A 26938-nucleotide genomic window follows, 5' to 3' on the forward strand; every position below is an offset into this window, starting at 1 on the left:
TATGCGCATGGGTAATTATTTCCGGTGGTGTGCCGTACAATCGAGCGTAATGGCCGCCAGCCACTCACAGTTCGGCGTTCGCCACGTCACCGTCGTCCCGACGAACTTCCAGTCCGCGGACAGCGACGACGAGGACGGGACAGCCGACGCGAGCGCGACCGACCCCTCCCACTGAGCCGACACCGCGGGCCGCCCGGGACAACATACTTAACGATTCACGTGGACTCTCGGCGTAATGCTCCCCGAGGTCGGCACGGTCTCGACGCCCGTGCTCGCGCTCGCGGCCGGGGCTGTCGCGGTCGGCGGCGCCGGCGCCTACGCCCTCACCGCGGTGCTCCGACGCCGCCGAACCGACACCGACGACGAGAACTTCACGCGGCTCCGCGACACCATCGCGAGCCTCGAATCCGTCGCGCTCGTCGTCCCCGAGAACCCCAGCGTGGACGCGCTCGCGGCCGCCATCGGGCTCCGCGAACTCTGCAACCAGTGGGGCGTCACCGCGCGCGTGTTCGCCGAGGACGACGTCACCAGCGACGACGCCAAGGCCTTCTGTAACCTCTTCGACGTCTCCCTGGACGTCGCCGGTAACTCCCTCGACGACTTCGACGGCGCGGTCGCCGTCGGCGGCGGCGGCACCGTCCCGTCGTTCGCCAACCGGCCGCCCGTCGTCGCCGTCGTCCGCCACCGGCCCGCGGCGGTCGACCACTCGCTGGTCCTCGACGGCGACGACGCCGGCGCCACCTCCACTATCGTCGCGCGGTTCGTCGAGCGAGCCGGTCTCACGCCCGAACAGGACGTCGCCACCGCGCTCCTCTACGGCATCCGCGCGGGCACCCGGGAGTTCCGGCGCGTGCGCTCCCGCGAGGACTTCCGCGCCGCGACGTTCCTCCAGGAGTTCGCCGACCAGGGCACCATCGACGCGCTCCGCGCGCCCGGCATGAGCGGCGAGACGTTCGACGTCATCGGGCACGCCATCAGGAACCGGGAGCGCCGCGCGAGCTTCGCGGTCACGAACGTCGGCTCCGTCCCGTCCGTGAGCGCGCTCGAAGAGGCCGCCGACACCCTCCTCCGGCTCGACGGCGTCTCCTCGGCGGCCGCGTTCGGCGTCCACGAGGACACCGTCGTCACCGCGTGTCGCGCCGACGACGTGCGCACGAGCGCGATGGACGTCCTCTCGTCGGCGTTCGACCAGACGGACGCGCTCGGCGGCGACGCCGACACCGCGACCGCGCGCGTCCCGCTGGGGCTGTTCAGCCGCGTCAGCTCCGACCAGCAGTCCACGCTCGACGAGCTCATCGACGCGAGCACGCGGAAGGCGCTGTTCTCGGCGTTCGAACAGGCCTGAGCTGGCAAACGTGGCTGGTGTCGCGGACACCGGCCAGTTGCCGCCGTAAGACGAACCCTTTTGTGCGTCAGCGGCGACGCGGACTGTATGGGTCTGTTCGACCGACTCCGCGGCGGCGACGGCTCGCGGGTCGCGTTCATCGGCATCGACGGCGTCCCGTACAGCCTGATTCGGGACGAGCCCGAGACGTTCCCGAACCTCCACGACGTCATCGAATCGGGCGGCGGCGGCGCCATCGACAGCATCGTTCCGCCGGAGTCCAGCGCGTGCTGGCCGTCCCTGACGACGGGCGTCAACCCCGGCGAGACCGGCGTCTACGGGTTCCAGGACCGCGAGGTCGGCAGCTACGACACGTACGTCCCGATGGGCCGGGACGTGCAGGCCGACCGCGTCTGGGACCGCGTGACCGACGCCGGCCGGGACGCCACCGTCCTCAACGTCCCCGTCACGTTCCCGCCCCAGCGCAACGTCCAGCGGATGGTCTCCGGGTTCCTCTCCCCGGGCATCGAGAAGGGCTCGCACCCCGAGTCGGTCGGCGACTACCTCGACTCCATCGGCTACCGCATCGACACGAACGCCAAGCTCGGCCACCAGGACGACAAGTCCGAGTTCATCGCGGACGCCCACGAGACCATCGACGCCCGACAGGAGGCGTTCCTGAACTACGTCCGGGAGGACGACTGGGATCTCTTCTTCGGCGTGTTCATGACGACCGACCGCGTCAACCACTTCCTGTTCAAGGACTACGAGCAGGACGGCGAGTACAAGCAGGAGTTCCTCGACTTCTACGAGAAGGTCGACGAGTACATCGGCGAAATCCGCGCGGAGCTGGACGACGACGTGACGCTGGTCGTCGCCTCCGACCACGGGTTCACCAGCGAGGACTACGAGGTCCACCTGAACCAGTGGCTCGAAGACGAGGGGTGGCTGTCCTTCGAGGACGAGGACCACGACAGCCTCGAGGATATCAGCGACGACACGACGGCGTACTCGTTCATCCCGGGGCGCTTCTACGTCAACCTCGAAGACCGCGAGCCCCGCGGGAGCGTCCCCGAGTCCGAGTACGAGGACGTGCGCGCGGAACTGAAGGAGGAACTGCTCGCGCTGGAGGGGCCGGACGGCCGGCCGGTCGTCGACCGCGTCGTCCCCAAGGAGGAGGCCTTCGACGGCGCCCACGACGAGATCGCGCCCGACCTCGTCGCCATCCCGAACCACGGCTTCGACCTGAAGGCGGGCTTCTCGGGCGCTGACGACGTGTTCAGCGTCGGCCCGCGAAACGGCATGCACTCCTTCGAGAACGCCACGCTGCTCTCGGACGCCGAGGACATCTCCGTCCCCGAGGGCACCGACCTCTTCGACGTCACGCCGACGCTCTTGGACCTCCTCGACGTGGAGTTCGACGCCCGCGAGTTCGACGGCGAGACGCTCGTCTAGAGCAGGTCGTCCAGCTCGTCGTTCTGGAAGTCCTCGGTGACCTGCTCCTGTTCGACGGTCTCGCTTGCCTCCTTCGCGCGCTCCATGAACTGCTCGATGCGCTCGGAGCGCGAGATGCCCGACAGCAACACCAGCACCGCGATCTTGTCCGAGTCCAGCGGGAAGTCACCGCCGCGGACCTGCATACTGCGGGTCTCCTCTTCGACCCACGACCGCGCCTTCTCGACGCCCTTCCGGGAGACGCGGTCGGCTTCGCCCGCGACCACTACGAGCGCCGCGCCCGCTTCGGTGGTCTCGGGCACGCTCATCCCCGTGAGCAGGGACTTCCGCGCGGTCGAGGTGACGACGTTGACGTTCTCGCCGGCGTCGGGGGCGGCGTCCGCGCTCGCGAACCCGACCGCGGACATGTTCCCGGACTTGAGCGTGTTGATGACCTCGCTGGAGTCGACGACGCTCTCCCCGACGCCCTCGACGTTCTCGCCGGCGGCCAGCAGGATGCCGACGCGGCGCGCGATGCGCTCGTTGATGGCGTCGAACGCCTCGGTGACGCTCCGCCCGGTCTCGCGCCACGCGTCGTTGTCCACGAGCAGCGTCGAGTCGGCCTCCCGGACGAGCGTCTTCAGCGACCGGCCGGCGTTGGCCTGATAGATGCCGCCTTCGTCCCGGCCGGGGAGGATGCCGAGCGCGTAGACGGGAATCTCGTGGACGCGCTGGAGTTCCTTCACGAGGACGGGCGCGCCGCCGGAGCCGGTGCCGCCGCCGAGGCCGGCGACGACGAAGATGGCCTCCGTCTGGGCGTCGATGACGCCGTCGAGCGCGCCGACGACCTCGCGGACGTCGCTCTGCATCACTTCTGCGCCGAGTTCGTTGTCGGCGCCGACGCCGTGGCCTTTCACGCGCTCCTGGCCGACGAGGATGGTGTCGATGTCAAGGGGTTCGAGGTCGGCTTTCGCGGTGTTGACTGCGAGTGCGCCACGGACGGCGCCGTAGCCGGCGCGGCGGTCTTCTGCGAGGAGGGCTTCGGTGACCTTTCCGCCGGCCTGGCCGACGCCGATGAGGGCGGCTTTCATACGCCGTTCATGACGGGGGGAGAGCATCAACGTTGCGCCGTCCCGACACTTAAACCGGAGGACGGGACCACCCACTGTCGTGTCCCGCGACGACCTCGACGAACGGCTGCGAGCGGTGGAACGCGCGATGACCGACGGCGACGCCGCGGTCAGCGACCTCTCCGAGGCGGCGGCCGTCCACGACCGCCTCGACGACGTCGAAGCGGAGCTGGCCGACCTCGCGGAGCGACTGGACGCCCTCGACGCGACCGTGCAGTCGCTGCACGGCTACGTCGGCGACCTCGAAGCCGTCAACGAGCGCGTCCAGCGGCGCGCGGACGCCGCCCGCGAGGCGGTCGAACGCCTCGAAGCCGAGCGGCGGCGCCCACCGCAACGCACCCCGGACGCGGAGCGTGCCGACGCCACCGCTTCGGGTGACGCTGCCGACGCGACTGCCACCGCCGCGACCGCCGACACTGCCACGCACCGCGACGAGACGACTGCCGACGCCGAGCGCTTCGAGGCGGAGACCGAGGACGACTCGCTGCTCGACCGCGTGCGAGAGTCGCTGTGAGCGTCCGCGTCGTGCTCGCCGTCGCGTTCGCGCTCGCACTCCTCACGGCCGCCCAGCCCGCCGTCGACCACGCGACCAGCACGCGCGACAGCGCGGCCGTCAGTGCGAGCGCCGACCGCGTCGCTGACGCCGTGGACAGCCTCTACCGCCGGAACGACCCCGGGGCGACGGTCGCAACTGCCCCGCGGCGCACCGTCCACCTCGACCTCCCGGACGGCGCGGCGCTCGCCGTCCGCGGGAATCCGCCGCGGCTCGTCTCGAAACTCCCGAACGGTCCCGAACACCAGCGCACGCTCCCCGTGCGCGTCGAGACGTGCGGCGACGACGCGACCCTCGATGGCCCGACGTCGCTGGCGTACGTCGAGCGCGCGGACGGACCAGTGGTCCTCGCGCTGCGAGGGTTTATCCGGGGGGACGCGACCACCGCCGCCCATGCGTGCGCTCCTCGACCGCCTCGCGGCGGACGACCCCGACTGCGGCTGTGACGCCACTCACGACGGCAGCGCGCTCCGCGTCGACGCCGACGGCTGTCCGGGCAGCGGCGACCTCACCGAACAGCAGGCGTGTCGCGCGGCGGTCGTCGCGGCGTGCCAGCGGGCCGACGCCGACCGAGTCGTCGTGGACGCGTCCGGGTTCCGCCGCGAGTACGGCCCGCACGCGGTCGCGCTGTTCACCGCGGCCGGCCGGTTCGCCGCGCGCGTCGCCGACCGCGACCAGCGACTCGCCGCTCGCGCCCGCGCCGACCCGCTCGCGGCGGCCGCGGAAGCCAGCGGGCGCGCCGGCCCGGTCGCCGAAATCGCCGCCGAAACGGGGTTCGCGGCCGCCGCCGGCGACCTCCCGGACTACGACGCGCTCCGCCCGCGCGTCGGCCCCGCGCTCGCCGACGCCCGCATCGAACCGACGCCGCCGCCCGACAGCCGGCTCCGGGACACGCGGACCCTCGAAACGGGCGCGACCGTCCGCGAGTACGCGGTTCCCGGCGACCTTCCGGTCTACCACGTCGTCCCCCCGGAGTACGAGTTCGCGCCCGCCGACTGCCGCGTGCTCGCCGACGCCCGGCGCCTGCTTGCGGACGGCTCGATTCCCGACGGCGAGGACGCACCCGGGCGCGCGGTCCGCGAAGCCGCGGGCGAGCACCGCGAACCGCTCGCGGACGCGCTCCGCAAGCACACGCGCGGGTTCGGCGTCCTCGAAGACCTCTTCGCGGACCCCCGCATCTCGGACGTGTACGCGAGCGCGCCGGTCGCCGACGGACCCCTGCGCGTGACTGTCGGCGGCGAGGACGCCCGGGCGAACGTCCGGTTCACGGACGCGGGCGTCGAACGGCTCGCCTCCCGGCTGCGCGCGGAGAGCGGGCGTCCGTTCTCCCGCGCGAACCCCACGCTCGACGCCGCAATCGACGGGCTCGGGGCGACTGGACGCGTCCGCGTCGCGGGCGTCACCGACCCCGTCAGCGACGGCACCGGGTTCGCGTTCCGCGCGCACGACGCCGACCCGTTCCGGCTCCCGGACCTCGTCGCGAACGACACCCTCCCGCCCCAAATCGCCGGCTTCCTCGTCGAAGCGCTCCGGCGCGGCGCGTCCGTCCTCTTCGCCGGCGCGCGCGGCGCGGGCAAGACCACGCTCCTCGGCGCGACCCTGTGGGGGCTCGCCGCCGGCACGCGCCTCGTCACTATCGAGGACACGCCCGAACTCCCCGTTCGCGCGCTCCGCGGCGACGGCCGCGACGTGCAGGCGCTGTACGCGAACAGCGACGGCGCGAGCGCGGACGTCTCGATGGCGGACGCGCTCCGCACCGCGCTCCGGCTCGGCGACGGCGCCATCGCGGTCGGCGAGGTCCGCGGCGAGGAAGCTCGCGTCCTCTACGAGGCGATGCGCGTCGGCGCCAGCGACGCCGCCGTCCTCGGTACGATACACGGGAAGGGCGCCGCGAGCGTCCGCGAGCGCGTCGTCTCCGACCTCGGCGTCCCCGCGTCGTCGTTCGCTGCGACCGACCTCGTGGTCACGCTCGCGGACACGGACGCCGGCCGCCGCGTCACGCGCGTCGAGGAAGTCACGGGCGACGGCGCAGCCGCGCTCTACGAGGACGACGGGTGCGGCGCCGAACCGACCGGCCGCGTCGCCCGCGGGAACAGCAGCGTGGTCGCCGACCTCGCGGCGCCCGGCGAGACGTACGCCGACGTCCGGGCGGCGATTCGGAACCGCGCCGACTGCGTGAGCGATGATTGAGCCCGCGAACCCGCGGCGGGCTCTCGCGACACTGGCCGCCACAGCCGCGGTCGCGCTTCCGGCCACCTACTGGAACCCGTACGCCGGTACTGCCGTCGCGTGCCTCGGCGTCACGACGGCCGCCGCGCTCGCGTACGGGCCGCACGTCCGCTCGGTCGCCGAGCGGTCGCGCGCGCTCGGAGCCGCGCCCGACGTCGTGTGTCTGGTCGTCCTCTCGCTGCGCCTCGACCCCGCGCTCGAACGCGCCACCGACTTCGCCGCCGAACACGGGAACGGCCGGCTCGCGGCCAGCCTCGCCGCACACGCCCGGGGGTCCCGTGGCACGCCCGGTGCCGGGTTCGCGTCGTTCGCGGCGACGTGGGACGACCACCTGCCGTCGCTGCGGCGCGCCGCCGCGCTCGCCGACGCCGCTGTCGACGCGCCCGCCGGCGAGCGAGAACGGCTCCTCGACCGCACGCTCGCGGTGGTCGTCGAGGGCGCACGGGAGCGCGCCAGCGAGTACGGCGACGCCGTCCACGGGCCGACGATGGGCGTCTACGCGTTCGGCGTCGTGCTGCCGCTCGCGCTCGTCGGCGTCGTCCCCGCCGCGGCGAGCGCCGGCCTTCCACTCACGCTCGGCGCGGTCGCGCTCGCGTACGGCGTCGTCCTCCCGCTCGCGGTGCTCGCGGTCGTCTGCTGGATTCTCGCACGCCGCCCCGTCGCGTTCCCGCCCGCGGCCGTGCCCGCCGACCACCCGGAGTTGGACGACCGCGCGCGGAACGCCGCGCTCGCGGCGGGTTGTGGCGTCGTCGCCGCGCTCGCCGCGTCCCGACTGCTCCCGTCGTGGGCGCTCCCCGTGTTGCTCGTCGGCTGGCCGGTCGGCGGCGCGCTCGTCTACTGGTACCGGCCCGCCTGTGAAGTCCGCGAGGACGCCCGGAACGTCGAGGCCGGGCTCGCGGACGCGCTCTCCGTGCTCGGCCACCAGCTCCGCCACGGCCGCGCGGTCGAAGCCGCCGTGACCGACGCCGGCGACACGCTCGACGGCCCCACTGGTGCCGTCTTCGACGAGGCGGCGCGCCGGATGCGGCGGCTCCGCGTGGGCGTCGAAGAAGCGTTCCTCGGTGAGCGCGGCCCGCTCGCGAGAACCCGGAGCCAGCGCGCCCGCGCTGCCGTCTCGCTGGTCGTCCACGCCGCCGACGCGGGACCGGCGGGCGGCCGCGTGCTCGTGGACGTCGCGGACCTCTTCGACGACCTCCGGGACCTTGACCGCGAGGTGCGCCGCGAGTTCGCCTCGACCACGCGCACGCTCCAGCACACCGCGCTCGTCTACGCGCCGCTCGTCGCCGGCGTCACGGTCTCGCTGGCGGGCCGCGTGAGCGGCCTCGACGGCGCGAGCGCGCTCCCCGCCGACCCGCTCGCGCTCGTCGTCGGCGCGTACGTGCTGTGGCTGGCGGCGGTGTTGCCGGCGCTCGCGGTCGGTCTCGACCGCGGACTGGACCGCGCACTCGTCGGCTACCACGCCGGCCTCGCGCTCGCGGCCGCCGCGACCGTCTACCCCGTCACCGCGCTCGCCGCCGGCCGCGTCCTCTAACTTTAAACCGGAGGCCGCGACCAACCCGCCCCATGTTCGACACGCTCGCCGACGTGCCGCCGCTGCTCGTCGCGCTCTCGCTGGTCAGCACGACGCTGCTCGGCGTCGCGCTCGCCGTGAAACCGACCGCGCAGGCGCGTGCCGCCCCGCTCGCGAGCACGGTCGATGCGGTCGCCAGCGCCGACCACGCGGGCGTCGAATCGCGCACCATCCACGCAGACGCGATTCGCCTCACCCGGCACGCAATCGAAGTCCGCGAGGGATCCGACGCGTCCCGAGAGCCGTACGCGTACGGCCCGGTCGTGCCCGTCCGACGCGACACGGTGCTCTGGCGCGTCCTCCACGGAACGCCGCCGGACGACGCGTTCGACGACGAGCGCGCTCTCGAGCGTGCAGTCGCCGACGCCAGCGACCGCGACGTTACGTGGCGCCGGGACCGCCAGCAGTTGACCGTTCGCCGCGTCACGTGGAGGGGTGTGGATGTCACGCTCGTCGGCGCGTGAGGCGCAAGTCGAGCCGCTGCCCGCGCTCGTCGCCGTCGCCGTCGTCTGCCTCGCTGTCGGCGCATTCGCGACGGTGCGTGCGGACGTACTCCCGGTCGGAGCCAGCGACGCGCCGACGGACGAGGTGCTGTCGGACGCCGTCGACGCGGCGTCACCCACTGGCTCCGTGGTCGTCTCGCCAGCACGACTCGACGCCGCCATTTCGCCCGACGGCTACGCGGTCAACGTGACCGTGACGGCGGACGACCGCGAGTGGACGGCTGGCGAGCAGCCACCGCCTGACGCGGCAAGTGCGAGCCAGCGTGTTCCCGTGCGCGTCGCCGACGGCCGAACCGAACCCGGGCGACTCACGGTGGCGGTGTGGTCGTGAACCGCGCCGTCAGCACCGTGCTCGACGCGTCGCTGGCCGTCCTCCTCGTCAGCGCGGCCGCCGTCGCGCTCGTCACGATTCCGGGTGGCGACCAGCGACCGCCCGACCCCGACGCGGCCGCCCGCACCGTGCTCGCGAGCACGACGACCGCCGAGTACCAGACCGCGAACGGCAGCGAGCGCGCGGTCTCGGGGCGCGTCGGCACGCTGCTCGCGCACGCCGCGGTCGCCGACGACCGTTCGACTCACTCCCGGTTCGCCGGCGCTGTCGAGGACGCCGTCGCGGACGTACTCAGGGACGCAGACGGCCGCATAGCCGTCGTCGCGATTGCGGGAGATGGCCGGGTTCGCGTCGGCGAGCAGCCGCCGCCGGGCGCGTCGGTCGCCGCGGTCTCCTACGAGGCCGTCGCCGAGAACGACTCCGTGGACATCACCGTTCGGACGTGGTCGCCGTGAGGTTCGCCGACGACGACCGCGCTCGCGTGCCGTTCGCGCTCGTCGGCGTGGTGTTGCTCGTCGCGAGCGCGACCGCAGCGGCCACGCTCGCCGGCCAATCGCCGGTCCCGTCGGAGACGCGCGCGGACCGCGCGGTCGAGCGAGCGCAGACGGGCGCGGACGCCGCACTCGCCAGCGGCGCTCGCACGGCGGCCGCGGAGGCCGTCCGGAACCCCGTCGTCGCAGCCGCGAACACCAGTTTCGGCGCGGCAATCGACGCCGACAGCCCGTTCCGCGACGCGCTAGCGCTGCGCGTGTACGCTCGCACGGAGCGCGCGCTCCGCGACCACGAGTCGGCTGCCGGCGCGGTGTCGGCGTCGGTGTCGCTGCCGCGCGTCGAAACCACCGCGGACGCCGAGCGCGCCATCGACCGCGTCTCGCTCGAACGCGTCGGCGACGACCTGATTCGCGTCACCCTCTCGGGCGTGCGCGTCGAGGTCGAGCGCGACGGCGAGGTCGTCTCGCAGTCGACGACGAACATCTCTACGACCGTCCACAGCCCCGCGCTGGCGCTCCGCGACCGCGTCCAGCGCTTCGAGCGGTTGCTGGACCGCGGCGCGTTCGCCGGCCCGGGGCTGGACCGCCGGCTCACGGACTACCTCCACCGCGTCGTCTGGCTTCGCGGGCCGCTGCAGTACGCCGGCGTCCCGATTTCGAACGTGCTCGCGAACCGCCACGTCGAACTGATGGCGAACCGCGCGCTGCTGGCCGTCCAGCGCACCGCGTTCGGCCGCGAGGACGACGCTGGCAGGGCGGCGTACGGCCGCGCGCTCGCTCGCGTCGGCCTCGACGACGTGCTCGCGGTCGTCAAAGCGGGCGCGAAGAAGCGCGCCGACGCCGTGCTCAGAGCGCCGGAGGCCTCCGAGACGCCCATGAAAGTCGGTCGTTCGTCCGCGCTCGACGCGGCTGACCGGTCCAGCCAGTCCGTTCCGGTCGGCGTCAACGCGACCGCCGACCGCGCGTTCCTCGGGTTCGTGGACGGCGACGGCGACACTTCGCTCGACGGGACGATGCGCGCCGCGTTCGCCGCGGACGCACGCCGGACAGTGGACGCAACGGTCGTCGACCGAGACCACTCACAGTCGGGGCGTGCGCCCGTGAACTGGACGTTCGTGGACGCGACGACCGACCGCGACGTCGACGTCGAAGGCGAGGTCGAACCGGACGCCGCGCTCGGCGGCGACCCGCGAACCGTCGAGACGTACGGCCGGCGCGTGGTCGTCACCGAGACCGAGACGCGCTATTACGCGAACGGCAACCGGACTCAGCGCGTCGCGGAGACGACCGAGACCACGTACCGCGTCTCGGTCGGCGTGAGCTACGACGTGCGGCCGTCGACGCGGGAACTCCCCGCCGCAGATGCCGAGCGCGTGCTCGACGCGCACGCGGCGACAGTCACGCCGGCCGTCCACGACCGCATCGCGGCCGCCGCGAAGCAGTCGCTCGTCAGAGACGCGGGCGGCGTCGACGCGCTCGCTCGACGTGCTGTCGCTGGCGACGACCTCACACGGACGGAGCGCGTCCACCCCAATCTCCCCGAGTCGGTCCGCGAGCGCGCGTACCGGGCGGCCGCTGCGCTCCGCGCGCGGAGTCGGAACGTCTCCGCAGAGGTCTCGACGCGCGGGCTCGCCAGTGGTCGCGTCCCCGTCGACGCGCTCCGGAACCGGGTCGTGGCGCTCCACGACGCCCGCGACGGCTACGACTCGGCGACCGACCGCGCCGTCGCCGCGGTTCGCGAGACGTACCTCGCACGGGTCGCCGGACGGCTCGGCGAGCGGCGCGCGGACGGCGCGCTCGGGTCGATAGGCGACGCGCTCGCGGACCGCGGCCTCGAAGCACCGCCGACGGACCACGGGAGCGAGCGCGAGGTCGGCCCCGTCGCCGCCGTGGAGGGCGCGCCAGCGTACCTGACGCTCGCGGAAGTGTCGCCACAGACCGCCGGCGCGAGCGAGGCGCGCTACCACCCGATCGCGGCGCGGAACGTGAACTGGTTCACGATTCCGCACGGCGACGCGGCGTCGGCGGTCGTGGACGCGGCGATGCCCGACCCGCCGCAGTCGGTGCGCATCGACACCGCCGCGCAGGTGCTCTCGGCGGCGAACCGGACGCTCTCGGTCGCGCCGAACCGCACGCTCGGCGACCGGCGCGCGGCGCTCCGGGCGGCGGTCGCGGACAGCGTGTCCGCGGCGGGGAGCGAGTACCGCGCCGTGCTCGCGGCGTCGCCGCGCTCGTTCACGGAGCGCGAACGCCGAACGGCGACGCGGCGCGCGTTCGAGCGCTGGGACTCCGTCCACGAGCGCGGGAGTGCGGTCGGCAACGGCTCGGCGGCGGCAGCGGTCGCGGCGGAGGCCGCTCGCGTCGCCGACGCCACGCCGCGGCAGCGCGACCAGTTGGCGACGCGGCTCCGAGCGGCCTCCACCGAGGTCGTGGACAGCGACGCCGTTCGCGTGGAGAGTCGCGTCGTGCAGGATACGGCTGGTCTCGCCCGCGACATCGGGAGCGCCATCGCGGAGAACGCGCTCTCGGAGGCCGGGTCGGTGGCGGCCGAGAAGGCCGCGAAGCGCCTCGGCGCGGCGGACGTCGGCGCGGTGCCGGCGGGCCTGCCGCTGGCGCCCGTGCCGGGGTTCTGGTACGCGACGGCGAACGCGTGGTCGGTCTCGGTGCGCGGGTCGTACGCCCGGTTCGCGGTCCGCGCCGACGGCGGCTCGCCGGTCGGCCCCGGCGACGGCACCGCGTACGTCCGGGAGGACACGAACGTCGCGTTCGACGTGGACGGGGACGGCGACGCGGAGCGCGTCGGGCGCAACGAGCGCGTGTCCTTCGAGGTCGAGGCGACGATTGGCGTGGTCGTGCCGGCGGGGCCGCGCGGCGTCGGCGACGTAGACGGGAACGCCGACGAGCAGTCCGCGGGGTGGTGAGCCGTCGCGGCAAGCGTAGCCTCCTTGAACGGCGAGCACGTACGGGAACGCGTGCTAGCCGACGAAATTCAGGACGCGGAAGCGGTGACCGCCGAGGACGTTCGCGCGGAGTACGAGGCGGCGCTGGCTCGCGTCGTCGAAGCGGAGGGCGTCGACGCCGTCGCCGAGGCGTCGGGCGTCGACGCAGAGCGACTCGCGGCGCTCGTCGACGGCGAGCCCGTCGAGTTCACCGTCGAGGAGGCCGCGGGCGTGTTCGCGGTCAGCGACGACTGGCCGGACGCCGAGGGCCTCCTGCTGGAGGTCCGGGACAACCTGATGCTCCAGATGAGTTCGGCCGTGCTCGACGTGGAGGCGCTGGCCAGCGGGCTCGACGACGAGTTCGACCCGAAGGAGATTCAGCAGAAAATCGAGGGCCGTCAGCCGATGACGCTCGGCGAGTACGCCCGCATCTACCACCACGTCGCCAGCGAGAACCCCTACTGATGGACGTCGCGATTCTGGGCTGCGGGTACGTCGGCGTCGAACTCGGCCGCCAGCTCGCGGCCGCCGGTCACAGTCCCGTCGGCGTCCGGCGCTCCGAGGACGGCCTCGCGGCGATTCGCGACGCGGGCTTCGACGCGGTGCAGGCGGACGTCACCGACGCCGATTCGCTGTCCACAGTCCCGGACGTGGACGCCGCGGTGTTCGCGGCGAGTTCGGGCGGCCGCGGCGCGGACGCCGCTCGCGAGGTGTACGTCGAGGGCCTGGAAACGGCAATCGAGCACTTCGGCGGCCGGGAGCAATCCCCGGAGCAGTTCGTGTACACGTCGAGCACGGGCGTCTACGGCGACCACGACGGCGACTGGGTGGACGAGGAGACGCCGCTGGACCCGACCACGGAGAAGACGGAGGTGCTCGTGGAGGCCGAGCGCGTCACCCGCGAGCGTGCGTCCGACTTCGGGATGGACCCGACCGTCGTGCGGTTCGCCGGGCTCTACGGCCCGGACCGCTACCGCCTCACGCGCTACCTCGACGGCCCCGTCACGGAGGGCTACCTGAACATGGTCCACCGCGAGGACGCGGCGGGCGTCGTGCGGTTCGCACTCACCGACGACGCGGCCGCCGACAGCGAGGTGCTGCTAGCGGTAGACGACGAACCAGTCTCGAAGTGGAAGTTCGCGGACTGGCTCGCCGACGAGGCCGGCGTCGAGCACCCCGAGAAGCAGACCGTCGAGGAGCGCCTCGAAGCCGGCGACCTCTCCGAGCCCGCCGAGCGCCGCCTGCGCACGAGCAAGCGTTGCTCGAACGACCGCCTCCACGAGCTGGGCTACGAGTTCGCGTACCCGACGTTCCGCGAGGGGTACCGAGCGGCCGTCGAGGCGTTCCGTCGCGGGGAGTACAAGTAACGCGGCGGCGAAGGCCCGGTATGGCTACTGCTGACGGGACGTTCCAGTACAAGGAGCGCTTCAGCGAGGACAAGGCGCGGACGTACTTCCGGAGCGTCCGCGACCGCGCGGTCTCCAGCGTCGGGCTCGGCACCTATCTCGGCGAGCCGACCGACGACGTCGACGACGCCTACTACGAGACGATTCGCGCGGCCGTCGAGGGCGGCTGCAACGTCGTGGACACGGCCATCAACTACCGCCACCAGCGCAGCGAGCGCGTCGTCGGCCGCGCGCTCGCCGACGCCGACGTGGACCGCGAGGAAGTGTTCCTCGCGACGAAGGGCGGGTTCGTGCCGTTCGACGAGTCCCGGCCGGAGGACCCCGGGGAGTTCGTCGCCGAGGAGTACGTCGACAGCGGAATCGTGGACGCCGACGACCTCGCGCACGGCAGCCACGCCATCGCGCCCGGCTTCATCGAGGACCAGCTGGACCGATCGCTGCGGAACCTCGGCGTGGACAAAATCGACCTCTACTACGTCCACAACCCCGAGACGCAGCTTGACGCGCGGCTCTCCGGCGCGGTCTACGATCAGCTGGAGGCGACCTTCGAGCGGCTGGAGGAGCGCGTGGCCGCGGGCGACATCGAACACTACGGCGTGGCGACGTGGGAGGCGTTCCGCGTCCCGCGCACCCACGACCACTTCCTCGACCTCGGGGAAATCATCTCGCGGGCGCGGTCGGCCGCCAAGACCGCCGGGAACACGGCGACGCACCTGCGCGCGATTCAGGTGCCGTTCAACGTCTTCATGGCGGACGCGTTCACCGTCCAGTCGCAGGAGGGACCGGAGGGCGACCAGAGCGTGCTGTGGTACGCCCACGAGGCCGGCCTGAACGTGTTCACGTCCGCGAGCCTCGCGCAGGGACAGGTGCTGGAGGGCATCCCGGACGAGGTGGACGAGAAGCTCGACGGGGACACGCCCGCACAGCGCGGCCTGAACTTCGCGCGCAGCGCGCCCGGCGTCACGTCCGCGCTCGCCGGGACGACCAGCCCCGAGCACGTCCGCGAGAACGTCGCCGCGGGGACGTTCGAGCCGCTGGGCGCGGACGCCTTCGACGCGGTCTTCGAGTAGAACCGTAAGAATTGACCCCGCGAGCCGTCAACTCCGCCCGTGTCCGGTACGTCCGTCAGTGACGCGCGCCGCGTCCGGCTGTTCGGCTCGCTGTGCGCGCTCGTGTTCCTCGTGAACTTCGGGCGCGTCGTGTTCGCGCCGCTGGTCGCGCCCCTGCAGGCCGACTTCGTGACCAGCGACGCCGCCGTCGGGCTGGTGGCGACGCTGGCGTGGCTGGGGAGCGCGCTCCCGCGGTTGCCGACCGGCTGGCTGCTGACGCGCGTCGACCGCCACCACGTCGTCCTCGGCACGGGCGCGCTCCTCGCCGTCTCCTCGGCGGGGATGACGCTCGCGCCGTCCATCGAGTTCGTGATGGCGGGCGCGTTCCTCGTGGGGGTCTCGTCGGGCGCGTACTTCGTCGCCGCGAACCCCCTCATCAGCGAGCTGTTCCCCGAGCGCGTCGGCCGCGTGGTCGGCGTCCACGGCACCGCCTCCCAGTTGGCGGCCGCGCTCGCCCCCGTGCTCGTCGGCCGCATTCTCCTCGAAGCGTACACCTGGCGCGCGCCGTTCTACCTGCTGTCCGCGGCCGCGGTCGTCGCGACCGCCGCCATCTACGTGCTCGCCGGCCGCACCGACCTCCCGGAGGCCGGCGCCGCGGACCGCGACCTGCTCGGGGCGATTCGCCGCCAGTACCGCGTCGTCGTGCTCGGCGTCGTCATCGTCGGCGTCGCGGGCCTCGTCTGGAACGGCTTCTTCAACTTCTACATCAAGTACCTCACCGAGACGAAGAACATCCCGAGCAGTACCGCCGAGACCCTGCTCACGGTGGTGTTCGCGGCGGGCGTGCCGGCGTTCTGGTACACCGGCCGGCTCGCCGACCGGTTCCGCCACGTGCCGCTGATGCTCGCGGTGCTGGGCGGGTTCGTCGCGTCCCTGCTCGCGATGACGGTCGTCGACAGTGTCGTCGGCGTCGCCGCCGTCTCGGTCGTGCTCGGGTACGCCGTCCACAGCCTTTTCCCCGCCATCGACACGTTCCTGCTGGACAGCCTGCCGGACAGCGACCGCGCGAGCGCGTACGCCGGCTACAGCTCCGTGATGATGGTCGTGCAGGCGATGGGGAGCGTCGTCGTCGGGACGCTGGTCGGCGCTGGGTTCGGCTACGACGGCGTCTTCCGCGTCTCGGGGGTCGCGCTCGCGGTGCTGGTCGTCGCGCTGGTCGCGCTCTACCGCGGCGGGCGGCTGCCCGCTGGCGCAAGTTAGTTGCCGCCGCCGGCCCGAGCGGGGGTATGGACTACACGCAGGAGCGCGTGGCGACGCTCCACGACTACGGCGGCGCCGACCCGGCCGCGCCGACGGGCCGGGCGGCCGTCGTCGTCCCGATGACCGACCGCGAGTACGCCGGGCTCGCCCCGGAGCGCGTGTTCTCCGAGCTGGAGCGCGTCGACCCCGCGGAGGTCGTCGTGCCGCTGCGCGCGCCCGCCGAACGCGTCCCCGAGTTCCGCGACTGGCTCGCCGACTTTGACGTGCCGCTGACGGTGCTGTGGTGCGACGGCCCGCGCGTCGAGGCACTGCTTGACGACGCGGGACTGGCGGGCGAGCGCGGGAAGGGCCGGGACGTCTGGCTGGCGCTCGGCGTGGCCGCGCGCCACGACTACGTTGTCGTCCACGATGCCGACACGACCACGTACGAGGCCCGCGACGTGCGGAAGCTCCTGTTCCCGCTCGCGGACGGGTTCGAGTTCTCGAAGGCCTACTACGCGCGCGTCGAGAACGACCGGCTGTACGGCCGGCTCTTTCGGTTGTTCTACGAGCCGCTCGTGGACGCGCTCGCCGACAGCCACGACCACGAGGTGCTGGACTTCCTCGGGGCGTTCCGGTACGCGCTCGCCGGCGAGTGCGCGATGACCGCGGAGCTGGCGCGCGGCCTGCGCGTCCAGCGACGCTGGGGGCTGGAGGTCGGCACGCTCGGCGAGGCGTTCCGACTCGCGGGCACGGACGGCGCCGCGCAGGTCGATTTGGGGCGCTACGAGCACGACCACCGCGCTGTCTCCGGGCCGACGGGCCTCTCGGAGATGAGCGAGGGCGTCGGCGCGGCGCTGTTCCGCGCCGTCGAGGACGCGGGCGTGGACGTAGATTACGACGCGCTCGCCGAGCGTTATCTCGACGCGGCCGACCGGTTCGTGCGGGCGTACGGCGCGGACGCCGCGTTCAACGACCTCGACTACGACGGCGAACAGGAGCGCGACCAGACCCGGACGTACGCCGACGCCATCGCCGAACCCGGCGCGGACACGCGGTTGCCGGCGTGGACCGACACCAGCCTCGACGCCGACGAGGTGGCCGCCGCGGCCGCCGCGGACGTCGAGGAGGCCGCCGCGCGGGCGGGAGGTTCAAGCGACTCCGCGACCGACGGGGAGCCGTGAACGGCGATGAACTCGCTGGCGTCGTGGACCTCTTCGGCGCGCTCACCCGCGACGAACTCCACGACGCGCTCGAAGAACTGGCGTTCAAGCGCGGCGACGACTTCGACGCCGACGCGGCCGACGAGACCGTCATGGACGCGCTCCGCGACTACTACCTCGTGGCCGTCGACCGCGAGGGCGGCGACCGCGTGCTCGTCCCCGGGCCGGTCGCGTTCCCGGAACTCCCCGAGAACGCGGTGGACCTCCCGCACATTCTGGACGTCGAACCCCGCGACCTCGACCGCGAGACGCTCGCCGCGGCGGTGCGTGCGCGCCTCGAATCGGACGCCGCCGACGCCGACGACGAGCGCGCGCGCTACCTCGTGGACGTGACCTACGACGCGGAGGCGTGGGCGCCCGTGGACCTCGCGGACGTCCGCGAGTCGCTGACCGAGTGAGCGGGACTGCGCGTGAGTTAAGAGTGTCGCGGTGCTTCCCCCGGGCATGGACCTGTCGCGGGTGGCCGCCCACGAGCCGGAGCGGGTCACCGACGAGGACCGCGACGCCGCGGTGCTCGTCCCCGTCGTCGAGCGCGAGGACGGCCCGGCGCTGGTGTTCACGAAGCGCGCCGACCACCTCGGCGAACACCCCGGGCAGATGAGCTTCCCGGGCGGCGGCCGCGAGCCCAGCGATGACGACCTCCGAGAGACGGCCGCCCGCGAGGCGTACGAGGAAATCAGCCTGCTGCCCGAGGACCTCTCCTACGAGGGGCAACTCGACGATATCGCCACCATCACCGGGTACTCCGTGACACCGTTCGTCGCGCGCGTCCCGGACCGCGAGTTCGTCCCCGACGAGCGCGAGGTCGACGAGGTCGTCGTGCTCTCGCTTTCGGACCTCACGGACCCCGCCAACTACGAGGTCGAGAAGCGCATCCACCCCTCCTACGGCGAGGCCATCGTCCACTTCTTCCACGTCGACGGCTACACGGTCTGGGGGGCGACCGCGCGCATCCTCGTGCAGTTCCTCGACCTCGCGTGCGGGTGGACGCCGCCGGACCGCGAGCCCGAGGTCGTCGAGGTCGAGCCGGACGACTGACGCTCCTACTCGACGGTGACGAGGAACGTCTTCCCGCCGCGGCGCTCGATGAACGCCTCCTCGTGGGTGTCCGCGTAGGCGGCGACGCCGGCGGCGGTCATCTCCGAGACGTCGATGCGGCGCTCGGGGCTATCCGCGGTCGACTGCGAGCGGCGTCGGTGCTGCAGTGCCATACCCGGAGTGTCGGCCGCTACCCGCTTGAACCCCACCCGTGCGCGGTGAAAGTGAAACTGACGGACTGCGCCGGCCTCCGCGGTCCGCGGCAGTTATGCCGGTCGCGGTGCATCCGCCGGCATGGACGAGTTCAGCGACGCCGACGACGACCGCGGCGCGGGCCGCTCTATCGCGGTCGTCGGCGCCGGCGCAGTCGGCCTGACCGCGGCTCACGACCTCGCGGCGCGCGGCGCAGCCGTCACCGTCTACGAGCGCGGCGACGTTGCGGGCGAGAGCACGGGCCGCGCCGCGGGGATTCTCTACGACGCGTACGCCGAGGACGTGGACGCGCGCATCGCGGGCCGCGCCATCGAGCGCTTCCGCGCGCTCTCGGGCACCGGCGGCTTCGAGTTCCGGGAGACGCCGTACGTCTGGTTCGTCACCGAGCCCGGCCGGAAGGCCGACGCCATCCGCCAGCAAGTCGACGGAATGGTGCGCAACGACCGCCGCGTCGAGCGCGTGGACGCCGACGACCTCGCCGCCGAGTACCCCGCGCTCCGCACCGAGGACGTGGTGGAAGCCGCCGTCTCCCGGAACGCGGGCGTCGCGGACACCGCGGCGTACGCCGACGCCGTCGCGGAGTTGGCGGTCGCCGAAGGCGTCGAACTGCGCGAAGGGACGGCCGCGAGCGTCGCGCTCGATCCGCCGCGCGTGAACGGTGACGCCTACGACGCCGTGCTCGTCGCCGCCGGCGCGCACACCGCCCGCGTGCTCGCGGACGCCGGCGTCTCGGTTCCCCTGAAGCCGTACCGCGTGCAGGCGCTCACCGCCGGCTTCTCGGGGGAGATTCCGACGCTGTACGACGCCACGGAGGGCTACTACGCGCGCCCACACCCGGAGGGCGTGCTCGCCGGCGACGGCACCGAGGAGGTCGAAGCCGACCCCGAGGCGTACGACCGCGACGGCGACGACTGGTTCGTGGACGCGATGCGCGAGCGGCTCGCCGACCGCCTCCCCGGCTTCGAGCCCGACGTGCACCGCGCGTGGGCGGGCCTCTGCACCGCCACCCCGGACCGCGACCCGCTGCTCGGCGAACTCGCCGACGGCCTCTACGTCGCGGCCGGCTGGCAGGGCCACGGCTTCATGCGCGCGCCAGCGACCGGGGAAGCAATCGCAGCAGAAATCCTGGGCGGGGAGGGCGTCCCCGCGTTCGACCCGACGCGCTTCGACGGCGACGAGGTCTTCGAAGTCGTCGAAGGGATGACCGTCGAGTAACTACTCGTCGTCTTCGTCGTCCTCGGGCGTCGTCACGTCCACGTCGGTGCCCGCGGATTCGTCCTTCGGGAGGAAGACGTACAGCGCGCCGTTGTCGCGCAGTTCCGCGCGCGCCGCGTCGGCGTCCACGACGGCGTCCGCGGGGAGTTCCGCGCGCCCGTCGAGCTTGAGGCCGCGGCCCGGGAACACCATCTCGAACTCCTCGCGGAACTCCCGGAACCGGTCCACGCGGACCTCCACGGCGCCGTCGACGTAGTTCACCTGCACGTCGCTGGCGGTCGCGCCCGGCGCGTCGAACACCACGAGGTACTCGTCGTCGCTCTCCAGCACGTCCACCGGGAGCGGCGACTCCTCCTGCATCTGGGAGGCCGCCCGGCCCAGCCGCTCGAAGACGGCGTCCCCGACGTCCTCGGCGAACTCGCGGACCGTCATAGCTCGATTCGCTCTAGGCAGTCGGTCCCACCACACAGCGGGCACTGGAGGTCCTCGATAGTGAGGTCCTCGCTGACGTCGTACGTGTAGTGGTTCTCGAACATGTCGAGCTCGCAGTCGTCGCTGGTGCACTTCAGTTCCTCGGTGGCGGGCATACCCGGTGGTTGGGGCGGCGAGTGCAAAAAGGGGCGGGCCGCGGTGAGAACGACTGCGGGCACACCCCAAGACGAAAGTACTGCGGCGTCGGTGCGTGAGCCATGGCCTCGGTTCGCGCGCCGCGACTCGTCCTCCTCGCCGGCGTGCTCGCGGGCGTCGCGAACACCGCCCTGTTCCCGCTCCGGAACCCCGAGCAGGTCGCGCTCGCCACGGACGTCTACTACTACTCGGCGCGCGCCGCGCTCCGCGGGGCGGACGTCTACGCCGTCAACCCGCTCGGGCAGACCGGCTTCGTCTACCCGCCAGCGGTCGTGCTCGCGTTCGTCCCGCACGCCGCGCTCGGCGACCCCCTGCTCGCGTACGCGCTCCAGTGGCTCCTGAACCTCGCCGCGCTCGCCGCGCTCGCCGTGCTCGTCGTCCGCGCCGTCGAGCGAGCGGGTGTCGCGCTAACCCGCTTCGACCGGGTGCTTCTCTCGGCCACTGTGTTCCTCGTCGGCCCCGTCGGCGTCAACCTCGTGATGGGACAGGTGAACCCGCTGCTCGCGCTCGGTCTCGCGGGCGGCGCCGTCCTCCTCGAATGCGACCGCGGGACCGCCGCCGGCGCGGCGTTCGGTTTGGTCGCGCTCGTGAAACTGTTCCCCGCGCTCGTCGGCGTCTGGCTGCTCCGCCAGCGCGCGTGGCGCGCCGTCGCGGCCGCGACTGCGACGGGACTCGCGGGCCTCGCCGTCGGCCTGCTCGCCTTCGGCCCGGACGCCTCGGTCACCTACTTCACGGAGACGCTCGCCGGCGAGAGCGCGGTCGCGTCGTTCGCCGACGGCACCGACCCGACGGCGCCGTACGCCACGATTCGACGGCAGTTGGCCGCGCTCGCGCCCGAGCTGCCCGCGTCGTGGCTGCTGCCGGTCGGCGCGCTCGTGCTCGCGCCCGTCTTCGCCGGCGTGAACCGCGCGGTCGGTGACTTCCGGAGCCGGCTCGTCGCGCTCCAAGGCACGCTGCAGGCCACGCTGTTGCTGCTCCCGCTGGAGCCGTTCTACGTGATTCTCGTCCTGTTCCCGCTGCTCGCGCTGTTGTACGCGCTCGGCGACGGCTGGCCGCGCCGGCTCCTCCTCGCTGGCGCGCTCCTGCTGTTGGTCCCTATCATGTGGCCGACCGTCACCACCGCGATAGCCGTCCTCCCGGCGGGTGCCGCGAGTATTCTCCGCGACGCCGCCACCGGCCTGTTCTCGTTCGTCCTCCCGCCGACGGTCGGCGCGTGGCTCGTGCTCGCGGGCTGCCTGCTCTACCAGCACCGGGCGGCCGCCGAGCGGGCGAACGGTTTTGCGTGACGGGTGTCAGTTCGCGGTATGGGATTCGAGACCGTCTACGGCGTGGACTTCAGTGCTCACGGAAGCAAATCCGGGTATCGGACGTGGGTGACGGAGGCTATCCCGAGGGAAGATAGCTTGGAGGTTCGGCAGTCCCGATGTGCATTCGACTTCTTCGAGGACAATCCCTCCAGCAGAGCTGAGACGCTCGAATCGCTCGTTCAGTTCTTCGCGGACGAGGACGACGCTATCGTCGGCCTCGACTTCCCGTTCAGCCTGCCGGAAGCCGTCGCCGACGAGTATTTCGAGGTGAGCGACTGGCGCGCGTTTGTGACGGAGTTCCCCGGGGAGTGGGAATCGCCGTCCGAGATGTTCCACGCTGTCAACGACGCCGAAGGATTCGAGGGCAACGTGGTGCGAGCGACTGACGAGGAACACGACGGGCAACCGCCCACTGGCTGGCGAATCAAGACCCAGACGTACTACGGCATTTCGGGCGTCCTCGCTCCGCTCGTCGGCGAACACGACGCTCGCGTCGCGCCGTTCTTCACGGACGACGACGGCGTCTCGCTTCTCGAAACCTACCCTGCCGGGTCGTTCGACGAACTGGGCTTGCATCGGAATGGGTACAAAGACGTCCCAGAAGCGAGCCGAGCCCGCCGCAAACAGAACGTTCGCGGGCTCCAGAGCGAAGGCGTGTCGTTGCCCGACGAGGCAGCGTGTGTCGCGATGCACAACGACGACGCGCTCGATTCGGTGGCTGCAGCGTACGCCACTTGGCGAAATATAGACGCGTTCTCCACGGACGGTGCCGACAGCGGCGTCGAGGGCCGCATCTACGTGTAGTTACGTTCTTACGCGTCGAAGCCCAACGCCGGTGTATGACTGACCCCGCGGAGTTGGACGTGACGCTCGTGGACGGCTACGTCGACGAGCCGGCGCACTTCGGTGTGCCGCCGTACATCTCCACGTATCCGCGGTACGCGGCCGGCGCGCTCGTGGACGCCGGCGTCCCCGAGGACCAGATTACGTACCACACCATCGACGAGCTCCGCGAGGAGAAGTCGAAGTTCAACGACGTCGCGGACGCCGACCTCTTCGTCTACGTCGGCGGGATGACCGTCCCCGGGAAGTACGTCGGCGGGACGCCCGCCGAGCCCGACGAGGTCCGGGAGATGGCGTGGCTCGCGGACGGCACGAGCATCATGGGCGGGCCCGTGCGCTTCGGCGTCGGCGAGGAGAACGCGGGCGCCCAGGAGATGGAGCGCCAGGACCTCGACTTCGACTTCCTCGCGATGGCGGACGTCGAGGCCGCGGTCTACGACCTCGTGAACAACGGACTGGAGGGGTTCGAGGACCGCTACCGCGACAACGAGGAAATCGACCGCTGGGGGGCGAAGGGCGCGTTCGTCGTCGAACAGCACCCGAACTACCCCGACTACCTCATCTGCGAGATGGAGACCTCGCGGGGCTGCGCGTACCGGTGTTCGTTCTGCACGGAGCCGATGTACGGCGACCCCGGATTCCGGAGCGCCGAGAGCGTCGTGCGGGAGGTCGGGAACCTCTACGACCACGGCGCCCGGCACTTCCGGCTCGGCCGGCAGGCGGACATCCTCGCGTTCGGCGGGGACGGCGAAGCCCCGAACCCGGACGCGCTCCGGCGGCTCTACGGCGGCATCCGGGAGGTCGCGCCCGAGTTGGAGACGCTGCACCTCGACAACATGAACCCGGTGACCATCGTGGACTACCCCGAGAAGTCCCGGGAGGCCATCCGCATCATCGCCGAGCACAACACCGCCGGCGACACCGCGGCGTTCGGCCTCGAATCCGCGGACCCCGTGGTGCAGGAGGAGAACAACCTCCTCGTGTCCGCCGAGGAGTGTCTGGAGGCAGTTCGGGTCGTCAACGAGGTCGGCGGCTGGCGTCCCGGCGAGTCACCCGAGGTCGCGCCCACGTACGGTGACGAGGCCACCAACCGCCTGCCGAAGATTCTACCCGGCATCAACCTCGTGCACGGCCTGACCGGCGAGCGCGAGGAGACGTTCGCGCACAACAAGCGCTTCCTCCAGAGCGTTTTGGACGAGGGCCTGATGCTGCGCCGCATCAACATCCGGCAGGTGATGGCGTTCGAGGGCACCGACATGGCCGAGACTGGCGCCCAGCTCGCCGAGGACCACAAACAGCAGTTCAAGCGCTACAAGCAGGACGTCCGGGAGAACATCGACAACGCGATGCTGAACCGCGTGGTGCCGCCGGGCACGCTCCTGAAGGACGTCCACCTGGAGTACCACCAGGACGGGAAGACGTTCGGCCGCCAGCTCGGGACGTACTCGCTGCTCGTGGGGATTCCCGGCGAGCACGAACTCGGGCGGACCATCGACGTCGCGGTCACCGACCACGGCTACCGCTCGGTCACGGGCGTCCCGCACCCGCTGAACGTCAACGAGGCGTCGATGGACGAACTCACCGCGATTCCCGGCATCGGCAAGAGCACCGCCGGCGACCTGCTCGTCGACCGCCCCCACGACTCCGCGCCGAGCGTCGAGGACGCGGACCTCGCGAAGTTCACGCGGTAAAAGACGGCTGTAGCGCGTTCAGTACTCGTCTTCGATGATTTCGCCGACCGCGAAGTTCGACTTGACTTCGGTCACTTCGATTTTCACGCGCTCGCCGATTTCGGCGTCCGGCACGATGATGACGTAGCCGCGTTCGACGCGCGCGATGCCGTCGCCCTGCTTGCCGATGTCCTCGATTTCCACGTACCGAATCTCGCCCTCCTCCACGGGGGGCTGGGGTTCGGATTCGGCGGGTTCGCTGGTCGCCTCGGTCTCGGTCCCGGTCTCGGCGTCGGCCTGCGAGATGAGCGCGACGCGGTAGACGTCGCCGGGGTCGACGGAGCCGGCTTCGACCTCGCTCCGCGGGATTTCGACGACGTACTCGTCGTCTTTGACAGTCACTTCCGCACTGAACAGACAGAGGAGTTGGTCAGAGATTTCCATGACAGGCCTCCATTCGTGCGTGTCGGCCCCGTGACTTAATCGTTGCCACGGTCGCGGCCCCGTCGCGCGACGACCCCGTTCAGCCCTCGTAGGCCGTCCCGTCCGGGCGCTTCGCGCCCTCGGAGTCGTGGACGACCGTCTCGCCGGGACTGGGGTCGGCGGGCTCGTAGTTATCCCGGACGGCAATGGCCTCCTCGATGTCGCGGACGGCGCGCTCCTTCAGCGCTTCCGCCAGCGACTCGGCGTCCTCGCGGGAGATGTCCCGGCCCAAGCCCTCGCACTCGTGGGCGCGCACCATCCCCGACTCGTCTACTGCTTCGCCCATCGGCTGGCTCGTCCCGCCGAGCGCGACGCTGAACGGGTACGTCTCGCAGATGAGCGGGCGGCTGTCGTGGACCGTACACGCGCCGGTCCCGTCCTCGTCCTCCTCGTAGAACGTGCAGTCCCCGCAGGCAGCGGTCTGGAGCGCCCACTCGAACGTCTCGCCCGTGCCGTCCTCGTCGAGCCCGTACGGCATCGGGCGCGCGACCTCGCGCCAGTCCCGGTCGGTGGCGTCCTCCAACTCCCGGACTTCGCCGGGGAACACGGTCGCCGTGTGCGGGTCGTCGTCCTCGCTCTTGCAACAGGCCCCACACCGCGTGCACTCGAAGCCGATGGCCTCGATGGCGTCCGCGAGGTCGGCCACGTCGAGGCCCCGAGCGCGTTCGAGTTCGACTTCGAGCTCCTCCATGCTCGTGGATTGGCAGTGGGTGCGGAAAAGATTCGCGGGCTAGGTATCGGTCGGTCTATCCCTCCGTCGGGCTCCGGCTACGACACCTCGAAAGCCTCCTCCGGTCGGCCCCTTTCGTCCTCCCTACCGGCTGGTTCGCCGGCTACTGCTCGCCGGCTGGCGGGCGGGCGCGGTCGCCGTCCCACTGGACGTGGCCTTCGACGGCGAGCTTCTGGAGGTGCGCGCGGACGACCTTCGCGGCGAGGCTGCGAGCGTCGCCGAGCGCCTTCTCGTAGGCGGCGTCGAGAATCTCCTCGACGGTTTCGGCGCCGGCTTCGACGGCCGCGCGGACGCTGCGCTCGCGGTCGCGGCGGTGGAAGTACGTCTCGCGGATGCGCTCGCTGGGGTTCTCGATTGGAGCGCCGTGGCCGGGGTAGATGGCGTCGAAGTCGCGCGCGAGCAGGCGGCGCAGGGACGCGAGGTACGTGCGCACGTCGCCGTCGGGCGTGCCGACGACGACGCTCCCCTCGGCGAACACGAGGTCGCCGGTCACGGCTTCGCCGTCCGCGACGAACGCGACGTGGTCGGGAGCGTGGCCGGGCGTCGCCAGCACGGAGATGTCGGTGTCGGCGATGGTGTCGCCGGGCCGGAACAGCCGGTCGGGTTCGACGCCGGTCGCGTCCGCGAAGCGCTCGGCGAACGACGCGTGCGCCCAGACGGTCGCGTCGGCTTCGTCCGCGTAGTCGGCGACTGCGCCGACGTGGTCGGGGTGCGTGTGCGTGACGGCGACGTGGTCGATTCCGGCCGCGGCGTCGTCGAGGGCGGGCGTGCGGGCGGCGGGGTCGACGAGCAAGCGCTGGTCGTCACCGAGGACGGCGGCGTTCGTCGCGCCGCCGGGCACCGGCAGCTCCACTGGAACGGCGTAGCGCGCTATCACGGGTCCAGAGAGGAGCGCCGCGAGGAAAAGTCGGCGGTCTAGTCGTCGAGGAAGTACACCTGCTTGCGGGCGTCCTGGAAGCTGTACCGGGAGCCGACGAGGTCCGCGTCGTCGAGGCGGTTGAGCGCGTACCGGACGGTGCGGTCCGGCAGCAGCGACTCCTCGGCGAGCTGGCCCTGCGAGAGCGGCGCGTCGATTTCGAGGACCTTCGCGACGAGCTTCGCGCTCGGCGGGAGTTCGCGGAGGCGCTCGCGGAACTCTTCGTCGTCCTGAATGAGTGACTGGTGCTCCGTGGCGGACGTGCTCATGGAACTCCCTCACATACTGAGGGGGGTAAAGGTTGTCTACCCGTGGGACTATACACCTTATATCGTATAATGGCGGCGTGGGCGAATCTGCCGCCCGCCAGCGCCTCGTCGCCCCGAATCATCGCGGGCGCACGTCGGGCCGCGGCAGCGGCGTTCGTCGCGTGGTTTCCAGTACGGTTTTAACCACCCGCCTCCGAAGTGCAATC

At 72.0% G+C, this 26938-nt stretch carries 30 protein-coding genes; 22 read left to right on the forward strand and 8 right to left on the reverse strand.

The window, feature by feature from the left end; genetic code table 11:
• Positions 1-49 precede the first annotated feature (49 nt).
• The 3 genes from ABSL23_RS07020 to ABSL23_RS07030 all read left to right on the forward strand — a co-directional run bounded on the left by ABSL23_RS07020 (position 50) and on the right by ABSL23_RS07030 (position 2779).
• Positions 50-175, forward strand: coding sequence for a hypothetical protein (locus ABSL23_RS07020; protein WP_256943869.1), 126 nt, complete (start codon positions 50-52; stop codon positions 173-175).
• Positions 176-235: 60 nt separating this feature from the next.
• The gene (locus ABSL23_RS07025; protein WP_353635162.1) at positions 236-1345 is read left to right on the forward strand and encodes a bifunctional oligoribonuclease/PAP phosphatase NrnA; all 1110 of its coding nucleotides are present in this window, start codon (positions 236-238) and stop codon (positions 1343-1345) included.
• An 87-nt stretch (positions 1346-1432) separates the two neighbouring features.
• Positions 1433-2779 (forward strand): alkaline phosphatase family protein, encoded by a 1347-nt coding sequence (locus tag ABSL23_RS07030; RefSeq protein WP_353635163.1) that lies wholly within the window; start codon positions 1433-1435, stop codon positions 2777-2779.
• Here ABSL23_RS07030 and ABSL23_RS07035 read toward each other — a convergent pair.
• On the reverse strand, positions 2776-3849 hold the full coding sequence (locus tag ABSL23_RS07035) for a tubulin/FtsZ family protein (RefSeq protein WP_353635164.1): 1074 nt from the start codon (positions 3847-3849) through the stop codon (positions 2776-2778). The two genes, ABSL23_RS07030 and ABSL23_RS07035, sit on opposite strands and share 4 nt — an antisense overlap.
• Before the next feature lie 79 nt (positions 3850-3928).
• Here ABSL23_RS07035 and ABSL23_RS07040 point away from each other — a divergent pair, with 79 nt between their 5' ends.
• From ABSL23_RS07040 to ABSL23_RS07110, 15 genes are read left to right on the forward strand one after another with little or no spacing between them, the layout of a single operon-like run.
• A complete protein-coding gene (locus tag ABSL23_RS07040) occupies positions 3929-4402 on the forward strand; it encodes a hypothetical protein (protein WP_353635165.1) in 474 nt (157 codons plus the stop codon).
• Positions 4399-4887, forward strand: coding sequence for a hypothetical protein (locus ABSL23_RS07045; protein WP_353635166.1), 489 nt, complete (start codon positions 4399-4401; stop codon positions 4885-4887). Before ABSL23_RS07040 ends, ABSL23_RS07045 begins: the two co-directional genes overlap by 4 nt.
• The gene (locus ABSL23_RS07050) at positions 4835-6631 is read left to right on the forward strand and encodes a type II/IV secretion system ATPase subunit (RefSeq protein WP_353635167.1); all 1797 of its coding nucleotides are present in this window, start codon (positions 4835-4837) and stop codon (positions 6629-6631) included. Before ABSL23_RS07045 ends, ABSL23_RS07050 begins: the two co-directional genes overlap by 53 nt.
• Positions 6624-8201: a type II secretion system protein gene (locus ABSL23_RS07055; protein ID WP_353635168.1), complete on the forward strand. Its 1578-nt coding sequence runs from the start codon at positions 6624-6626 to the stop codon at positions 8199-8201. Before ABSL23_RS07050 ends, ABSL23_RS07055 begins: the two co-directional genes overlap by 8 nt.
• Before the next feature lie 32 nt (positions 8202-8233).
• A complete protein-coding gene (locus ABSL23_RS07060; RefSeq protein ID WP_353635169.1) occupies positions 8234-8704 on the forward strand; it encodes a hypothetical protein in 471 nt (156 codons plus the stop codon).
• Entirely contained in the window at positions 8682-9074 is a 393-nt protein-coding gene (locus ABSL23_RS07065) for a hypothetical protein (RefSeq protein ID WP_353635170.1), read from the forward strand. Before ABSL23_RS07060 ends, ABSL23_RS07065 begins: the two co-directional genes overlap by 23 nt.
• Positions 9065-9529 (forward strand): hypothetical protein, encoded by a 465-nt coding sequence (locus tag ABSL23_RS07070; RefSeq protein ID WP_353635171.1) that lies wholly within the window; start codon positions 9065-9067, stop codon positions 9527-9529. The genes ABSL23_RS07065 and ABSL23_RS07070 overlap by 10 nt, the downstream gene beginning before the upstream one ends.
• On the forward strand, positions 9526-12486 hold the full coding sequence (locus ABSL23_RS07075; protein WP_353635172.1) for a hypothetical protein: 2961 nt from the start codon (positions 9526-9528) through the stop codon (positions 12484-12486). The genes ABSL23_RS07070 and ABSL23_RS07075 overlap by 4 nt, the downstream gene beginning before the upstream one ends.
• Positions 12487-12537: 51 nt before the next feature.
• Positions 12538-12969 carry a DUF5791 family protein gene (locus ABSL23_RS07080; protein ID WP_353635173.1) on the forward strand — a complete coding sequence of 144 codons (432 nt, stop codon included), beginning with the start codon at positions 12538-12540 and terminating at the stop codon, positions 12967-12969.
• A complete protein-coding gene (locus tag ABSL23_RS07085; protein ID WP_353635174.1) occupies positions 12969-13871 on the forward strand; it encodes an SDR family oxidoreductase in 903 nt (300 codons plus the stop codon). The genes ABSL23_RS07080 and ABSL23_RS07085 overlap by 1 nt, the downstream gene beginning before the upstream one ends.
• Before the next feature lie 20 nt (positions 13872-13891).
• Positions 13892-14980 carry an aldo/keto reductase gene (locus ABSL23_RS07090; RefSeq protein WP_353635175.1) on the forward strand — a complete coding sequence of 363 codons (1089 nt, stop codon included), beginning with the start codon at positions 13892-13894 and terminating at the stop codon, positions 14978-14980.
• 39 nt (positions 14981-15019) lie between these two features.
• Entirely contained in the window at positions 15020-16219 is a 1200-nt protein-coding gene (locus tag ABSL23_RS07095) for an MFS transporter (protein ID WP_353635176.1), read from the forward strand.
• Between the two features lie 26 nt (positions 16220-16245).
• Positions 16246-17382: a glycosyl transferase family 2 gene (locus tag ABSL23_RS07100; protein WP_353635177.1), complete on the forward strand. Its 1137-nt coding sequence runs from the start codon at positions 16246-16248 to the stop codon at positions 17380-17382.
• Positions 17379-17819, forward strand: a complete 441-nt coding sequence (locus ABSL23_RS07105) for a hypothetical protein (protein WP_059055749.1) — start codon at positions 17379-17381, stop codon at positions 17817-17819. The genes ABSL23_RS07100 and ABSL23_RS07105 overlap by 4 nt, the downstream gene beginning before the upstream one ends.
• A gap of 46 nt (positions 17820-17865) precedes the next feature.
• Positions 17866-18459 carry a CoA pyrophosphatase gene (locus tag ABSL23_RS07110; RefSeq protein ID WP_353635178.1) on the forward strand — a complete coding sequence of 198 codons (594 nt, stop codon included), beginning with the start codon at positions 17866-17868 and terminating at the stop codon, positions 18457-18459.
• Between the two features lie 5 nt (positions 18460-18464).
• On the opposite strand, the gene ABSL23_RS07115 is transcribed toward ABSL23_RS07110, so the two are convergent.
• Positions 18465-18632: a hypothetical protein gene (locus tag ABSL23_RS07115; RefSeq protein WP_157533973.1), complete on the reverse strand. Its 168-nt coding sequence runs from the start codon at positions 18630-18632 to the stop codon at positions 18465-18467.
• A 121-nt stretch (positions 18633-18753) separates the two neighbouring features.
• On the opposite strand from ABSL23_RS07115, the gene ABSL23_RS07120 reads away from it, so the two are divergent.
• Complete coding sequence (locus ABSL23_RS07120; protein WP_353635179.1) at positions 18754-19887, forward strand: FAD-dependent oxidoreductase; 1134 nt, start codon at positions 18754-18756, stop codon at positions 19885-19887.
• Here the strand turns inward: ABSL23_RS07120 and ABSL23_RS07125 are convergent, their stop codons facing one another.
• Both ABSL23_RS07125 and ABSL23_RS07130 read right to left on the reverse strand, forming a co-directional pair.
• Positions 19888-20319, reverse strand: a complete 432-nt coding sequence (locus tag ABSL23_RS07125; RefSeq protein WP_353635180.1) for an Hsp20 family protein — start codon at positions 20317-20319, stop codon at positions 19888-19890.
• Positions 20316-20474: a hypothetical protein gene (locus ABSL23_RS07130; protein ID WP_169793380.1), complete on the reverse strand. Its 159-nt coding sequence runs from the start codon at positions 20472-20474 to the stop codon at positions 20316-20318. The genes ABSL23_RS07125 and ABSL23_RS07130 overlap by 4 nt, the downstream gene beginning before the upstream one ends.
• 102 nt (positions 20475-20576) lie before the next feature.
• Between ABSL23_RS07130 and ABSL23_RS07135 the strand changes: the two genes are divergently transcribed.
• The 3 genes from ABSL23_RS07135 to ABSL23_RS07145 are packed head-to-tail and all read left to right on the forward strand — an operon-like array spanning position 20577 to position 24355.
• Positions 20577-21800 (forward strand): glycosyltransferase family 87 protein, encoded by a 1224-nt coding sequence (locus ABSL23_RS07135; protein WP_353635181.1) that lies wholly within the window; start codon positions 20577-20579, stop codon positions 21798-21800.
• Positions 21801-21818: 18 nt separating this feature from the next.
• Positions 21819-22625, forward strand: a complete 807-nt coding sequence (locus ABSL23_RS07140; protein ID WP_353635182.1) for a DUF429 domain-containing protein — start codon at positions 21819-21821, stop codon at positions 22623-22625.
• Positions 22626-22660: 35 nt separating this feature from the next.
• The gene (locus tag ABSL23_RS07145) at positions 22661-24355 is read left to right on the forward strand and encodes a radical SAM protein (protein ID WP_353635183.1); all 1695 of its coding nucleotides are present in this window, start codon (positions 22661-22663) and stop codon (positions 24353-24355) included.
• Between the two features lie 18 nt (positions 24356-24373).
• Here ABSL23_RS07145 and ABSL23_RS07150 read toward each other — a convergent pair whose 3' ends face one another.
• The 4 genes from ABSL23_RS07150 to ABSL23_RS07165 all read right to left on the reverse strand — a co-directional run bounded on the left by ABSL23_RS07150 (position 24374) and on the right by ABSL23_RS07165 (position 26732).
• Positions 24374-24778, reverse strand: coding sequence for a TRAM domain-containing protein (locus ABSL23_RS07150; RefSeq protein ID WP_353635184.1), 405 nt, complete (start codon positions 24776-24778; stop codon positions 24374-24376).
• A 79-nt stretch (positions 24779-24857) separates the two neighbouring features.
• Entirely contained in the window at positions 24858-25508 is a 651-nt protein-coding gene (locus tag ABSL23_RS07155; protein WP_353635185.1) for a YkgJ family cysteine cluster protein, read from the reverse strand.
• 142 nt (positions 25509-25650) lie between these two features.
• Complete coding sequence (locus ABSL23_RS07160; protein WP_353635186.1) at positions 25651-26424, reverse strand: MBL fold metallo-hydrolase; 774 nt, start codon at positions 26422-26424, stop codon at positions 25651-25653.
• A 38-nt stretch (positions 26425-26462) separates the two neighbouring features.
• On the reverse strand, positions 26463-26732 hold the full coding sequence (locus ABSL23_RS07165) for a helix-turn-helix domain-containing protein (RefSeq protein WP_353635187.1): 270 nt from the start codon (positions 26730-26732) through the stop codon (positions 26463-26465).
• Positions 26733-26938 lie beyond the last annotated feature (206 nt).

Origin of the sequence: Halobacterium sp. NMX12-1 (assembly GCF_040435975.1) — an archaeon.
In the GTDB taxonomy this organism is placed as follows: domain Archaea; phylum Halobacteriota; class Halobacteria; order Halobacteriales; family Halobacteriaceae; genus Halobacterium; species Halobacterium hubeiense.

What these genes read in the sequence shown, in the direction of transcription:
- ABSL23_RS07150 (WP_353635184.1), bottom strand. Translation starts at nt 24,778, where the DNA reads ATGGAAATCTCTGACCAACTCCTCTGTCTGTTCAGTGCGGAAGTGACT.
- ABSL23_RS07020 (WP_256943869.1), top strand. Translation starts at nt 50, where the DNA reads ATGGCCGCCAGCCACTCACAGTTCGGCGTTCGCCACGTCACCGTCGTC.
- ABSL23_RS07055 (WP_353635168.1), top strand. Translation starts at nt 6,624, where the DNA reads ATGATTGAGCCCGCGAACCCGCGGCGGGCTCTCGCGACACTGGCCGCC.
- ABSL23_RS07135 (WP_353635181.1), top strand. Translation starts at nt 20,577, where the DNA reads ATGGCCTCGGTTCGCGCGCCGCGACTCGTCCTCCTCGCCGGCGTGCTC.
- ABSL23_RS07065 (WP_353635170.1), top strand. Translation starts at nt 8,682, where the DNA reads ATGTCACGCTCGTCGGCGCGTGAGGCGCAAGTCGAGCCGCTGCCCGCG.
- ABSL23_RS07060 (WP_353635169.1), top strand. Translation starts at nt 8,234, where the DNA reads ATGTTCGACACGCTCGCCGACGTGCCGCCGCTGCTCGTCGCGCTCTCG.
- ABSL23_RS07110 (WP_353635178.1), top strand. Translation starts at nt 17,866, where the DNA reads ATGGACCTGTCGCGGGTGGCCGCCCACGAGCCGGAGCGGGTCACCGAC.
- ABSL23_RS07085 (WP_353635174.1), top strand. Translation starts at nt 12,969, where the DNA reads ATGGACGTCGCGATTCTGGGCTGCGGGTACGTCGGCGTCGAACTCGGC.
- ABSL23_RS07120 (WP_353635179.1), top strand. Translation starts at nt 18,754, where the DNA reads ATGGACGAGTTCAGCGACGCCGACGACGACCGCGGCGCGGGCCGCTCT.
- ABSL23_RS07155 (WP_353635185.1), bottom strand. Translation starts at nt 25,508, where the DNA reads ATGGAGGAGCTCGAAGTCGAACTCGAACGCGCTCGGGGCCTCGACGTG.
- ABSL23_RS07115 (WP_157533973.1), bottom strand. Translation starts at nt 18,632, where the DNA reads ATGGCACTGCAGCACCGACGCCGCTCGCAGTCGACCGCGGATAGCCCC.
- ABSL23_RS07165 (WP_353635187.1), bottom strand. Translation starts at nt 26,732, where the DNA reads ATGAGCACGTCCGCCACGGAGCACCAGTCACTCATTCAGGACGACGAA.
- ABSL23_RS07145 (WP_353635183.1), top strand. Translation starts at nt 22,661, where the DNA reads ATGACTGACCCCGCGGAGTTGGACGTGACGCTCGTGGACGGCTACGTC.
- ABSL23_RS07035 (WP_353635164.1), bottom strand. Translation starts at nt 3,849, where the DNA reads ATGAAAGCCGCCCTCATCGGCGTCGGCCAGGCCGGCGGAAAGGTCACC.
- ABSL23_RS07140 (WP_353635182.1), top strand. Translation starts at nt 21,819, where the DNA reads ATGGGATTCGAGACCGTCTACGGCGTGGACTTCAGTGCTCACGGAAGC.
- ABSL23_RS07030 (WP_353635163.1), top strand. Translation starts at nt 1,433, where the DNA reads ATGGGTCTGTTCGACCGACTCCGCGGCGGCGACGGCTCGCGGGTCGCG.
- ABSL23_RS07130 (WP_169793380.1), bottom strand. Translation starts at nt 20,474, where the DNA reads ATGCCCGCCACCGAGGAACTGAAGTGCACCAGCGACGACTGCGAGCTC.
- ABSL23_RS07025 (WP_353635162.1), top strand. Translation starts at nt 236, where the DNA reads ATGCTCCCCGAGGTCGGCACGGTCTCGACGCCCGTGCTCGCGCTCGCG.
- ABSL23_RS07090 (WP_353635175.1), top strand. Translation starts at nt 13,892, where the DNA reads ATGGCTACTGCTGACGGGACGTTCCAGTACAAGGAGCGCTTCAGCGAG.
- ABSL23_RS07125 (WP_353635180.1), bottom strand. Translation starts at nt 20,319, where the DNA reads ATGACGGTCCGCGAGTTCGCCGAGGACGTCGGGGACGCCGTCTTCGAG.
- ABSL23_RS07100 (WP_353635177.1), top strand. Translation starts at nt 16,246, where the DNA reads ATGGACTACACGCAGGAGCGCGTGGCGACGCTCCACGACTACGGCGGC.
- ABSL23_RS07050 (WP_353635167.1), top strand. Translation starts at nt 4,835, where the DNA reads ATGCGTGCGCTCCTCGACCGCCTCGCGGCGGACGACCCCGACTGCGGC.